We start from the raw sequence: 12664 nt of genomic DNA on the forward strand, positions 1-12664 counted from the left end.
TAAATATCAATTATCACACAATCAACTCCTATCACGCATCAACCCGAATGCTAGAGCATGGGGGATGAACGAACGCCGATAACGGTGGTAACGGGGTGTCTCGGGGCGGGGAAGACAACGCTCATAAATCACGTCCTTCGCGACCCGGGAGACCGGCAGGTCGCGGTCGTCGTCAACGACGTGGGCGAGATGAACGTCGATACCGAGCTGATACAGGGGGAGACCGACGACGTCATCGACCTCTCCAACGGCTGTATCTGTTGTCAGCTACAGGACGACCTTAGGACGACGCTCTCCCGACTCGACGACCGCAGTTTCGACTGCCTCCTGATAGAAGCGTCGGGGGTGAGCGAACCCATTCCGCTCGCGCGGACCCTGCTCGGAATGGACGACGAAGCACCCGACCCGAGTGAGGAGTATCGGCTGGACACCGTCGTCTCGGTCGTCGATGCCGTCGGGTTCGCTAACGCGTTCGACACGGAAACGGGTCAGTTGAACGACCGAGTGGCGAACGGACAGCGCCCGCTGACCGACGTGCTGGTCGAAACCGTCGAGTTTTGTGACCTGCTGCTGTTGAACAAGTGTGACGCCCTCCCCGACGACACCCTCGACGAAGTCGCCGCCCTCGTTCGGGAACTGCAACCCACGGCCGAATTAGTTCGAACAGAATACGCGGCGGTGCCGACCGACGAAATCCTCGAAACGGGGCGGTTCGATTTCGACGATGCGCGACGGTCGCCGGGATGGAAGCGCGCGTTAGCTGTCGGCGGAGACGACCACGGTCACGGACACGACCACGACCAGCACGAAGCACACGCCCACGACTCCGAAGAGTCGGTCGCAGACCGCATCGAGACCGTGGTCTACGAGCGAGAACGGCCGTTCCACCCGGAGCGGTTGAACGCGTGGCTAGACGATTGGGACGGGAACATTGCCAGAACCAAAGGCATCTGCTGGATAGCCGGGTGGGACGGAAACGCGATGGGATTGAATCAGGCCGGTCCGTCCGTCCGATGTGGCCCCCTCGGGGAGTGGTCACCGGACGAACGGGAAACCCGTCTCGTCCTCATCGGAACCGATATCGATGAAACGGGTGTGGCGGAATCGCTCGACCGATGTCTCGTCGAAACCGACGAGACGGAATCCGACTGGGACGAGGGTGGCGGGCCGTTCCCGCGACGATAATTACGCGAGCTGGTCGCGGAGGTCGTCCCACGATTCGTGGAATCCATACTCGTCGTCGCCGCCGGAACCGACAGCACGTTGATACACGTCGTCGTAAGCGAGGAGTTGGGTCCACCCCTCCTCACGGACGGAGCAGTATTGGCACATCGTTCGATAAAAGGCACCGAAACGCCATAACGGTTTGTGAGACACGCGCTGGGAACGTATCTCACACGGGCGGGTTTTATATTGTTCCTGTTTCTACCAGGGTGTACGCCAATGCCATCCGTTCCCACACCGGACCACCACGTACCCGCCCGAGACGAACACATCCACACGAGTTGGAGTCGTGACCACGACCCGATTCGAACGGTCGAATCCGGGGACGTACTGCGATTCGACTGCCGTGATGCCACGAACGGCCGGCTGGATGCGGAGTCGACCGTCGAGGACGTGTCCGCGCTCGCCGGGTCGCTTCCGGGCCACGCCCTGACGGGTCCCATCGATGTCGAGGGGGCGCGACCCGGCGACGTACTCGCGGTGGACCTTCTCTCGTTCGACCACGAGGGAATCGGCTTCTCGTACTTTTACGGTAGTGACAGGGAAACCGGACTGCTTCCCGAGGAGTTTCCCGACCCGGGACTGCACGTCTGGGAGTTAGATGGCAACGTCGGACGTTTCGTGAACGGAATCGAAGTCCCGCTCGCGCCCTTCCCGGGGAATCTCGGCGTCGCTCCCGCCGAGAGTGGCGAACACAGCACGACACCTCCGCGTCGGGTCGGCGGCAACCTCGACGTGAAACACCTGACGGCGGGTTCGACGCTGTATCTCCCCGTCGAAGTGGAGGGCGCGCGCTTCAGCATCGGCGACTGCCACGGCGCACAAGGCGACGGCGAGGTATGTGTCACGGGCATCGAAGCGCCGATGACCGTAACCGCACGACTCCGACTCGTTTCGGGAATGGACATCGAACAACCGCAGTTCGAGACGGACGGGCCGTTTTCGGCGACCCACGGCGGTCGGGTGTACGCGACGACCGGCATCAGCGACGACCTGATGGACGCCAGCAAGAAGGCGGTTCGGCACATGATCACGCATCTACACCGAAACCACGGGTTGACGCGTTCAGAGGCGTACCTGTTGTGTTCGGCCATCGTGGACCTGAAAATCAACGAAGTGGTGGACGCGCCGAACTGGGTCGTGTCGGCGTATCTGCCACAGTCGATTTTTCCGTAGTAAGCGGGGTTCACCGCTCTCCCGTCCCTACTCCTCGAACGACCGTCGAAGCGCGTCGTGGTCGATATCGTTTCGTCGGACGTAGCTGTTCTCGGTAATCTCGTAGAGCGTCGATTCGTCGATGTCGAGGTCTTCGTCCTCGATTATCTCCTCGACTTTCGTTCGGTCGATTCGTTCGGTGACGACGGCCTCTCTACGGACGCCGTGTCGTTCGAGCGTCGAAAGGACCGTCTCGTCGTCCCTGAGCGATTTCCTGGTCCGATGATAGCCGCCGACGGACCCGAACGACCCCGTAACCTCCTCGCCGTCCCCAACGCGCGAGGAAAGCACGTCCCGAACTTCAGTCCGCATGGTTTCAATTTGCCCCCGAACCGCCGAGAAGAGCGCGTACATGTCCGCGAGGTCCGCCGTCGAATAACCGTCGAAGTCTGGTATCTCCGTCTCGTCGAGGGTCGACGCAAGGGTCCCGGTCGCAGTGAGAACCGGTCGAACGTCCTCGGTGGAATCGGTCGTCCGTCGGTCGTCCGAGGAGCGTGTCCGTCTTCCGTCGTTCAGTTGCTTTCTCGACTCTCCGTTCCGTCCGTCCGCGTCGTATCCTTCGAGCGAAATCGTCTCGCGCTCGAACGACTCGTCGCGGACGGTGAACAGGTTCACGAGGGGTTCCGCCTCGTCCTCGCGCACTCGGTTTTTATCAGTGGTTCCCGCATAATAGACGCCGAGTTCGTCGCCTTCCCACTCGACGGCGCGGTCGGTTCCGCCACAGAGGAGCACGTCTATCCAGCCGTCGACGCGTTCGACCGTCAGTTCATACGCCTCCACGTCCGCACCGTATTCGGAATAGGGCGGGGAAATAGCTTGATGCACACAGCAGAGTTTGAGACAGCGTCCATCGGGGGCCGCGAGCGAAATCGTTTCGTCCGCCGTCGCCATGTCGGGGCGATGGTCGATACCGTACAGGACGACGTCGTCGCCGACGTTCACCGGCGTTGTCCCGAGGCGACAGGCGTGCGTCGTTTCGGCCAGCGCGTCGAGCGCTCCGGAATCCGCCGCCTCGTTTCGACCGGCGACGACGAAGAACGGAACGTCGTTTCGAGCGAGGCAGTTGAGCCGTTCGACGCAGGCAGCTTCGACCGCATCCGGTGGTGTCGCGCTCGCGAACAGGTTCCCCGTGTGAACGACGGCGTCGACGCCCTCGCCGAGTGCCACATCCATCGCCGCGTCGAACCCTTCGAGTCCGTGAACTCCGTCCGCGTCGTCTTCGCCACCCGGTTTGAGGTGCGAATCACTCACGTGGAGAATCCTCGTGGAAGTCCGCTGTTTCGAGGGCGTGGAATCGGACGGGGTCGCTTCGTCGCCGTTCCCATCAGAACGGGACTCCCCTTCGGGACGTTCCTCAATGGAGAGTAACGGACCGAGTTTCGTTTCGACGATGTGGCTCGACAGCGCGTTCCGTTGCCGTTCGTCGAGCCGTTTCGTCTTCACGAGTTCGGCGAGCGCACGGGCGTCCGCGTCCGACATCTCGACTCCTTTTCGCGGTCGCGCCAAATCGTCGCCCGTCTGGACGGGGCGGTCCGTCGCGGACGGGAGCCACGCGTCTCCGATGTAGACGAGCGTCCGAAAGCAGTTCCACGGGACCGTATCGCCCTCGTCATAGCCGAGTTCGTCACGGAGAAGGCCCTCCCCTGCGGGCGTCACGCCGAACTGATATCGGCCGCTTTGAAACGACCCCGCCAACTTCCATGCGCCGTCGGTGTCGCGGATGAGTTCCGGTGATTTCGCCATCGTTCGATGTGCGATACTGTAGGTCTCTATTGCTAATAAACCGTTCACACGGACGACGGCGTTCCGCCACAATCCATAACCGACGACAGGTGGTACGATGGTCGTATGGTTCGTCTCTCGACGATGGTCATGCTCGCCGGAATCGTCCTGCTGTTCGTTCCCATCCCGCCGATAGCGACGATTCTCGGCGTCATCGTACTCGTCATCGGTGCCGTACTCCGTCTCGTTACCGGAAAATAAGCGACTCACGGCAGTCGGTTCACCGAGGAGTCAGGTCGGCGGCGTCCGCGAGGAGTTCGTGGGACCGGAGTTCGTCCTCGGGGTCCGCGAACTGGTTCTGAACGATGACTTCGTCGACGCCCGTCTGTGTGGTCATTTGGTCCAACAGGTCCCGGACCGTCTCGGGACTCCCGGAAATCGCGCGCGGCCACTCGCCCGGGACGACGGTGTCCGGCGTCGGGTCCGGGACGTGGCCGAGTTCGTCGATTGCCGTTTCGACGGAGTGAATGGGCGATTTGTCTATCTGTCCGCGACGCAGTCGTTGTCGGGTCGCTTCGGAGACCGAACGGAGTCTGGCGGCCTCCTCGTCCGTCTCGGCACAGGTGACGTTCACGGCGAGCATCCCGTGTGGTTCGTCCGGGCCAGCGCCGAACTCGGACGGTTGGAACCGCTCTCGATACACTTCGAACGCGCGGACGGCGGGTTGGGGCCTGATGAACGCGGCGAAGCAGTACCGCAACCCGAGTTCGCCCGCGATTGCGGCGCTGGACGGACTGGACCCGAGTACCCAGATGTCCGGGATGCCATTGCGTGACCGCGCCAGCGACAACTCGCTGAATCGGTGGTCGTCGTCGAACCCGTCGTAGAGGTGGGACGCGACCTCCTCGATTTTTTCGGCGTGGTCGTTCCGCTGACGGCGTTCGCTCCGGTCTTCCTGTAACGCGAAATCGGAGACAGGATTGCCGGTCGCTCGGCCGAGTCCGCAGTCGATTCGGCCGGGCGCGAGGGCGTCGAGGACGCCGAACGATTCGGCCACCTTGTACGGACTGTAGTGGTTGAGCAACACCGTTCCGGACCCGATACGGATATTCGACGTTTGCGCGGCGAGGTTGCCCATCAGCACTTCGGGAGTCGTGCTCGCCAACCGGTCGGTGAAGCCGTGGTGTTCCGCCACCCAAAAGCGAGAGTAGCCGAGTTCTTCGGCGTGTTGTGCGCGTTCGACAGTGTTTTCGAACGCTTCCGTTGCCGTTCCGCCCTCCGGAATCGGTGCGAGGTCGACGAGCGAGAGGTCCATACCCGTGTTTGCAAATCCGCACCCATAACGGTGACTACCGCGGAAGTTTCGAGCGGGTTTCCGTCAGAAACCGAGTAGCCGACGGAGTCGGTCCAAGGGGCCGCCCGTCGTCCCCGTCGTTCCGAGTTCGCGGGCGATTTCGTCGATTTCGTCGTCGGTGAACTGCGAGTCGCGTCGCGCCTCCCGAATCCACCCGTCCCATTCCTCGTCCGTGAGGGTCCCCCGCGAGTCGCTCTCCCACTGTTCGACCAGCGCGTCGCGGTCGGGAAACGGGATGTCCATTCCGCTGCCGCCCCAGTACAGCGGGGAGAGTACGAACTCGTAGTCGTCCCCGTCCACGAACTGGAGTCGGTACGGGTAGCCGTTGTAGAGAATGATTTCGTCCTCGGATACCTCCTCTCCGTTCGGGAGCGTGAGCGTCCGTGTCATCGCGTTGCGTTCGACTACGCGGCCCACCCTTTTCCGTGTTCTGTGCGCCGACGGTGGCAGTTAGCAAAACGAGAGTGAACGGGTAGGTTCGTTGAACATGCAGGCCGAATCCTTAGGGCTGTTCGACGGCAGTTATTAAGACATGTTTGGCATTGGCCCACTCAGCGTCGGGAAGAAGGCGGCAAAATTCGGATACAAACGGTACGGAATTCCGGGTGCCGTGATGGCCGGCGGCGCTGGAGCGGTCGGCTACGTCGCGGTGCGACGCGCGGTCAAAATAGCTGTCGAACGAAAGGACGTCAGCGGGGCTATCGACGCGCAAACGATTCAGTCGGCGGTGAACGAGAAGGGTATCGGTGCCATCACGGAACGAGAGACGCTCGAATCGGCCATCGACGAGGAGAAACTCGGGACGGACATAGACATCGAGGAGGTACAGTCCACGACGGAGGAGGAAGCGGACGAACTCGACGGTGACGCGGGAGCGGACGGCGCTTCCGACACGGATGAGGACGAATCCGGCTCGTAGCCGTTTCGCAGGGTCGACGGACTCGTTTCCGTTCGTTCAGTAGGCGCTAGGGTGGAGCCTCCTTCCTCAACGAACGAAGTGAGTAAAAAGGAGAGGAAACCCGTTCGAGAAGGCTTATTATCGCCGAAAACGTATGATAATCTACTGCTGCCTTGGCGCAAGCCCAAGACAGTAGGTGCCACCAGTAAACTGGCACCTGTGGCGCGAAATTATCGCGTCCTATACTCGGGAACGACGACCGCGAACGGGTTCAATTCCCTACCCATCTTGGGTTTGAGCGTGAGAACACCGAGAATTAAATCGGTGGAACAATCCCGGCCTTCGGTCGGAGTGAAAAGCATCAAACAATGCACCCACGCCGAAGGCAAGGACGGTAAGAGGAAGCCGGGCCGCGTCCATGCATGAGGTCGCGGGGCACAATGTCGTTGCGGTAAAGCCCCGTCCTCAAGGAGTGACCGACCGCCGCAAGGCGGAAGGGGGCGAGTAGGACGGGGTAGTTTACTCCGACTTCACCGACACCTCGTACGAATACCGACTCGCGGACAGGGATTCGCCGAAATCGATGTCTACTTCGATTCGGTACTCCTTCGACGTGTTCGCGGGGACGATGACGTTCACCGATTCCTCGTACGTGCTTCCGCCGTCCACTTTCACCGTCGCGCTGAGTGTTCCCGAACGCGTTTCGTCCGAATCGTTCGATACGGTGGCGGTGACGACGACGTTTCCGAACCCCGTGACCCGTGAATCGGTGTCGGTCACGGAGAGCGAGGAGGTGAACTCCCCGAGCGCACCGCTACAACCGGAGAGGGTGGTCATCCCGCCACCGAGGAGTAAGCCGCCGATACAGAGCAGGTCTCGTCGTTGCATGGTCTACCGCACCTGAGACGTATCGAACACATAATTTTTCCGTCCTGAGTCTCCGAATTCCGGCGAAAAATAGCGATCGTTTCAGTGATTTTCCGACGAGAGGCTCACTCGAAGTCGATGAGGGGCTTGATGATTCCCTCTCCTTTCGTGTCCATGAGGTGAAACGACTCGTCGATGTCGTCGAAGTCGAACCGGTGGGTCGTCATACGCGTCGGGTCTACCTTCCCCGTTTCGAGCAACCGGAGCAGTCGCCGCAATCGAAGGCGACCACCGGGACAGAGCGAGGTCACGATGTCCTTTTCGGCCATGCCGACGCCCCACTCCGCTCGCGGGATGGTGACGTGTTCGCCCTCGCCGTGATAGCCGACGTTGGAGATGACGCCGCCGGGCTTGGTGACTTCGATGCAGTGTTCGAAGGTCACGTTCGAACCCAACGCCTCGATTGCGGCGTCGACACCCTCCCCGTGGGTCAGGTTCATAATCGCCTCGACGGTATCGACCTCGGTGAAATCGACCACCTCGTCGGCACCGTAGAACTCGGCGAGTTCCTGCCGTTCGGGGACGCTTTCGACGGCGATTATCGTCCCCGCACCGCGAAGCGCCGCTCCCTTGGTCGCCATCAGTCCGACCGGCCCCTGTGCGAAAACCGCGACCGTTCCTCCGATGGGAATATCGGCACGTTCGGCCGCGCTGAAGCCGGTACTCATCATGTCCGTCACGTACACGGCGGCCTCGTCGCTGACTCCCTGTGGGATGTGAGCCATGTTCGCGTCCGCTTCGTTCACGTGGAGGTACTCGGCGAACACGCCGTCCTTGACGTTCGCGAACTTCCATCCGCCGAGCGCGTCGTTCGACTGCGACGGATGTCCGTCTTGGGCGGCCAGTGACCCCCAGTCCGGGGTTATCGCCCCGACTGCGACGCGGTCTCCGGGTTCGAACGCCTCGACCTCGTCGCCGACAGATTCGACAATCCCGACCGCCTCGTGGCCGAGCGTGATATCCTCGCGTTCGCCGATAGCCCCGCCGACGGTGTGAACGTCGGAAGTACACACCAACCCCTTCGTTGGCCGAACGACGGCGTCGTTCGGTCCTGCTTTCGGACGGTCCTTTTCCACAAAGCCGGTCTCCCCGATGGAGCGCATACAGTATGCTTGCACGATTGCTCCCCCGACCACCGTTCCACGCCCACACACTTCAATCGAGTTCCCGAGCCGTTCGTCGGGCCGCTTCCACACGCTCGATGGAAGGAGGCAGTATTTAAATCATTGAAGTCCTTCTCGCAACAATAGTAAGAAACGAAAGAGAATCACGCAGCGACGTCCGCTCGATGGGCGAAACGATACGCTCGTTAGAAGGCGTGTGCGCAAAAAACGTGGGTAGAATATCAGTCGTCGGACGGAGATTCGGCCGTCTCGGCGAACGACCGGCGTTCGCTCATCTCCTCGACGGAGAGGTGACAGGATATCTGGTGGTTGCTGTCGCCCTCTTTTTCCTCTAACTCCGGTTCGGTCTGCTCACAGATGTCGCCTATCTTCTTCGGACAGCGGGTCTGGAACGGACACCCAGACGGCGGGTTTATCGGACTCGGAACGCTCCCTTCGAGGAGGATGCGGTCGGTTTCCCTGTCAGGGTTGGCGTGCGGAACCGCCGAGAGGAGGCTCTCCGTGTAGGGATGGAACGGGGCCGAAAACACCTGTCGGACCGTTCCGAACTCGGCGATTTTGCCGAGATACATCACCGCGATGCGGTCACAGATGTGTCGGACGACCCCGATGTTGTGCGAGATGAACAGGTACGACAGGCCGTACTCCGCCTGAATCTCGTTGAGCAGATTCAGGATTTGGGCCTGCACGGACACGTCGAGCGCCGACACCGGTTCGTCACAGACGATGAGCTTCGGTTCCACGGCTAACGCGTGCGCGATGGCGATGCGCTGTTGTTGCCCGCCCGAGAACTGGTGGGGATACTTGTGGAGCGCGTCCGGAGAGAGGCCGACGCGCGTCAGCAACTCGCGGGTTCGCTCCCGCTTTTCCTCACCGGTCGCGATGTCGTGTTTCTCCATCGCGCGGCCGATTATCTGACCCACGGTCTTTCGCGGATTGAGCGAACTATGTGGGTCCTGGAATATCATCTGCATCTCGCGGCGGAGGCTCCGCACTTCCGACCCGCTCATCTCGTGAATGGGCTGTCCCTCGAAGTACACCTCGCCGTCGGTCGGTTCGAGGAGTTTCAGCGCGGTACGCGCGACGGTCGATTTGCCACACCCGCTCTCACCGACGAGGCCGACCGTCTCGCCCTCGTAAATCTCGAAGTCGATGCCGTCGACAGCTTTGACGGCCCGCCGTTCGAGCGTCGGGAGGCCGCCGTCCGAGCGCGTGAGCGTGAGGTCACCCAGGAACCCGTCGCCGGCCTGGAAATGCTTTTTCAGGTTTTTCACCGCGAACAGCGGTTCGCCGCTGCGGTCGATGCGTTTCCGTTCGCCGCTCGACTCCACGGGGGTGTATCCCTGACTGAGGTCGATTTCGTCCGTGCGGATACAGGCCGCTTTCGACGTCGTTCCCGCGGCCGGTTCGAGAGGGGGATTACCTCCGGTTCGGCAGGCGTCGGTCGCGTACTCACACCGTGGCGCGAAGTTACACCCGCTGGGCAGGTCGGTGAGGTCCGGCATCGACCCGGCCAGCGTCGGCAGTTCGTCGTACTCCACGTCCGTCTGCGGAATCGAGTCGATGAGACCGCGCGTGTACGGATGTTGCGGCTTCCGAAACAGTTCGTCGAGTTCCGCCGTCTCGACGAGATTCCCGGCGTACATCACGCCGACGTGGTCGCACGTCTGGGCGACGACGCCGAGGTTGTGCGTTATCATCAGGATTGCCATCCCCTTTTCCTCCTGAAGTTCGTTCAGGAGGTCGAGGATTTTCGCCTGCGTCGTCACGTCGAGCGCCGTCGTCGGTTCGTCGGCGATTATCAGGTCCGGCTTGCAGGAGAGGCCGATGGCGATGAGGACGCGCTGGCGCATCCCGCCCGAGAACTCGTGCGGGTAGTCGCCGAAGCGCTCGGCCGCGTCCGGGATTTCCACGTCGCGCATGACCTCGATGGCCTGTTCGCGCGCCGACTCGCGGTTGCCGCCTTGGTGGTGCAGTATCGTCTCGACGATCTGTTCGCCGACCGTGAGGACCGGATTCAGCGACGACATCGGGTCCTGCGGAATGAGCGCGATCTTGTTCCCGCGAACCGAGCGCATCTCCGCTTCCGAGAGTCCCAACAGGTCCACGCCGTCGAAGACGACTTCGCCGCCGGTGATTTCGCCGGGGCTATCGACGAGTTGGAGCAACGAGCGCGCGGTGACGCTCTTTCCGGCCCCGCTCTCGCCGACAAGTCCCATTGTCTCGCCCGTATCGAGGGCGAACGATACGTCGTTCGCGGCGACGACCGTCCCGTCCTCGGTCAGGAACTCCGTCCTGAGGTCTCGAACGTCGAGGAGGGGGGCGGACCCGCCGTATGCGTCGTTTCCGTTCATTCTATCGAATCCACCTTGGGGTCGAGCACGTCTCGGAGGCCGTCGCCGAGCAGGTTGAACCCGATGACGGTGACTGCGATGGCGATTCCGGGGAAGATGATGATCCACGGCGCGGTTTGCATGAACCCGCTCCCGTTGTTTATCATCAGTCCCCACGACGGCGTCGGCGGTTGCGCGCCGAGGCCGAGGAACGACAGGCTGGCCTCCGCGAGCATCGCGAAGGCGATGTTCAGCGACCCCTGAACGAGGAGCGGAGCCGAACAGTTCGGCAGCACCTCGCGGAAGATGATATGGGGGTTGCTCTCGCCGCGGGCGATGGCTGACTCCACGTACGCCTCGTTCCGCTCGGAGAGCGTCGCACTGCGGGCGACGCGAGCGATGTACGGCGTGTAGACGAACGCCAGCGCGATGATGACGTTCGTGAGTTCGGGACCGAGGACGACCATCAACGTCAACGCGAGGAGGATGGGTGGGAAGGACATCGCGGCGTCCATGAACCGCATCAGCAGTTCGTCGACGATACCGCCGTAGTAGCCGGACACTAATCCGATTATCGTCCCGATCAGGAGCGCACCGGTGATGGCACCGAACCCGACCTTCAGCGAAATCCGACTGCCCATCACGACGCGACTGAAGATGTCACGACCGAGGTCGTCGGTTCCGAACAGGTGGTCCATCGACGGCGATTGCGTGCGGTCGGCGACGGACGTGTGTGAAATCGAGTACGGCGCGATGAGCGGCGCGAAAATCGCGACCACGACGAGCGACAGCACGATGACGAGTCCAATCATCGCCTTGGTGTTGCTCCTGAACTGGTGCGTGAACCGCTGGAAGCGTTCTATCCGCGCGGACGTGGCCGTCGAGTTCGACGTCGAGGTCGCCATCATTCATCACCTCCGTAGCGAATCCGCGGATCGAAGTAGCCGTAGAGGATGTCCGCCGCGAGGTTCGAGAGCATGTACATCACTGCGACGACGACGATACAGCCCTGCAACAGGGGAATGTCGCGGCTCTGGATGGCGGTCAGCGTCAGTCTGCCGATTCCTGGCCAGAAGAACACCTGCTCCAGCACGACGACGCCGCCGAACGCGTAGCTGAACTGGAACGCGATGACCGTGATGACGGGAATGATGGCGTTCCGAAGCGCGTGCTTGAGCACGATGACGCGCTGGGTCATCCCCTTCGAGCGCGCCAGTTTGATGTACTCCTCGGACATGACTTCGAGCATCGAGGACCGGGTCATCCGCATGATGTAAGCGGTGAGGGCGAACCCCATCGCTGACGCCGGGAGAACGAGGTGGGTCAGCGTACCCACAGGGTCCTCGCTCGGCGGGACGTAGCCACCCGTCGGGAAGATGTTCAGCCACACGGAGAAGACGAGGATGAACACGAGTCCCCACAGGAAGATGGGGATGGAGACGCCGATGAATCCGAACATCGACGCGAACAGGTCCGGCATCTCGTTCTGCTTCACGGCGGCGATGACGCCGAGCGGCAGCGCGAGGAAGACAGCGATGAGCGTCGCCGCCCCGGCGAGGAGAAGCGATTTTGGGAGCTTCTCCGCGATGAGCGTCACGACCGGGTCGCCGAACCGGAGCGAAGTCCCCAGGTCGCCCTGTACGAGTCCGAACACCCAGTCGATGTACTGGACGTACAGGGGCTTGTCGAGTCCCATCTGCGCTTGCAGCGCCTGAATCGACTTGTCGGTCGCGTTCGGCCCGAGGATGAGCAACGCGACGTTTCCGGGGAGGATGGTCGTCACTATGAACGTTATCAGCGTCACGAACAGGAGGGTTAGCACCATGAACCCCAACCGCCTCATTAGATAGTTAGACATTGACATGGT

13 protein-coding genes are annotated in these 12664 nt (G+C 61.8%); 4 read left to right on the plus strand and 9 right to left on the minus strand.

What is annotated here, in order from left to right; all coding sequences use genetic code 11:
* Positions 1-57: 57 nt before the first annotated feature.
* Positions 58-1185: a CobW family GTP-binding protein gene (locus tag AC1XDK_RS11430; protein ID WP_483350034.1), complete on the plus strand. Its 1128-nt coding sequence runs from the start codon at positions 58-60 to the stop codon at positions 1183-1185.
* On the opposite strand, the gene AC1XDK_RS11435 is transcribed toward AC1XDK_RS11430, so the two are convergent.
* Positions 1186-1332 carry a hypothetical protein gene (locus tag AC1XDK_RS11435; protein WP_007983385.1) on the minus strand — a complete coding sequence of 49 codons (147 nt, stop codon included), beginning with the start codon at positions 1330-1332 and terminating at the stop codon, positions 1186-1188.
* A 111-nt stretch (positions 1333-1443) separates the two neighbouring features.
* Between AC1XDK_RS11435 and AC1XDK_RS11440 the strand changes: the two genes are divergently transcribed.
* Positions 1444-2400 (plus strand): acetamidase/formamidase family protein, encoded by a 957-nt coding sequence (locus tag AC1XDK_RS11440; protein WP_483350035.1) that lies wholly within the window; start codon positions 1444-1446, stop codon positions 2398-2400.
* 27 nt (positions 2401-2427) lie between these two features.
* Here the strand turns inward: AC1XDK_RS11440 and AC1XDK_RS11445 are convergent, their stop codons facing one another.
* Positions 2428-4182 (minus strand): metallophosphoesterase family protein, encoded by a 1755-nt coding sequence (locus AC1XDK_RS11445; RefSeq protein WP_483350036.1) that lies wholly within the window; start codon positions 4180-4182, stop codon positions 2428-2430.
* A 105-nt stretch (positions 4183-4287) separates the two neighbouring features.
* Here AC1XDK_RS11445 and AC1XDK_RS11450 point away from each other — a divergent pair, with 105 nt between their 5' ends.
* Positions 4288-4422, plus strand: a complete 135-nt coding sequence (locus AC1XDK_RS11450) for a transporter (RefSeq protein ID WP_483350037.1) — start codon at positions 4288-4290, stop codon at positions 4420-4422.
* 19 nt (positions 4423-4441) lie between these two features.
* Here AC1XDK_RS11450 and AC1XDK_RS11455 read toward each other — a convergent pair whose 3' ends face one another.
* Positions 4442-5476: an LLM class flavin-dependent oxidoreductase gene (locus AC1XDK_RS11455; protein WP_483350038.1), complete on the minus strand. Its 1035-nt coding sequence runs from the start codon at positions 5474-5476 to the stop codon at positions 4442-4444.
* 63 nt (positions 5477-5539) lie between these two features.
* Positions 5540-5905, minus strand: a complete 366-nt coding sequence (locus AC1XDK_RS11460) for a hypothetical protein (protein WP_483350039.1) — start codon at positions 5903-5905, stop codon at positions 5540-5542.
* A 142-nt stretch (positions 5906-6047) separates the two neighbouring features.
* On the opposite strand from AC1XDK_RS11460, the gene AC1XDK_RS11465 reads away from it, so the two are divergent.
* Positions 6048-6434, plus strand: a complete 387-nt coding sequence (locus tag AC1XDK_RS11465) for a hypothetical protein (RefSeq protein WP_483350040.1) — start codon at positions 6048-6050, stop codon at positions 6432-6434.
* A gap of 498 nt (positions 6435-6932) precedes the next feature.
* Here the strand turns inward: AC1XDK_RS11465 and AC1XDK_RS11470 are convergent, their stop codons facing one another.
* The 5 genes from AC1XDK_RS11470 to AC1XDK_RS11490 form a co-directional block, all read right to left on the minus strand.
* Positions 6933-7301 (minus strand): hypothetical protein, encoded by a 369-nt coding sequence (locus tag AC1XDK_RS11470; RefSeq protein WP_483350041.1) that lies wholly within the window; start codon positions 7299-7301, stop codon positions 6933-6935.
* A 104-nt stretch (positions 7302-7405) separates the two neighbouring features.
* Positions 7406-8443 (minus strand): NAD(P)-dependent alcohol dehydrogenase, encoded by a 1038-nt coding sequence (locus AC1XDK_RS11475; protein ID WP_483350247.1) that lies wholly within the window; start codon positions 8441-8443, stop codon positions 7406-7408.
* Positions 8444-8685: 242 nt separating this feature from the next.
* Positions 8686-10818, minus strand: coding sequence for a dipeptide ABC transporter ATP-binding protein (locus AC1XDK_RS11480; RefSeq protein ID WP_483350042.1), 2133 nt, complete (start codon positions 10816-10818; stop codon positions 8686-8688).
* Complete coding sequence (locus AC1XDK_RS11485; RefSeq protein ID WP_483350043.1) at positions 10815-11702, minus strand: ABC transporter permease; 888 nt, start codon at positions 11700-11702, stop codon at positions 10815-10817. The genes AC1XDK_RS11480 and AC1XDK_RS11485 overlap by 4 nt, the downstream gene beginning before the upstream one ends.
* On the minus strand, positions 11702-12661 hold the full coding sequence (locus tag AC1XDK_RS11490) for an ABC transporter permease (RefSeq protein WP_483350044.1): 960 nt from the start codon (positions 12659-12661) through the stop codon (positions 11702-11704). Before AC1XDK_RS11490 ends, AC1XDK_RS11485 begins: the two co-directional genes overlap by 1 nt.
* Between the last annotated feature and the right edge of the window lie 3 nt (positions 12662-12664).

The organism is Haladaptatus sp. HS23, from assembly GCF_056892285.1.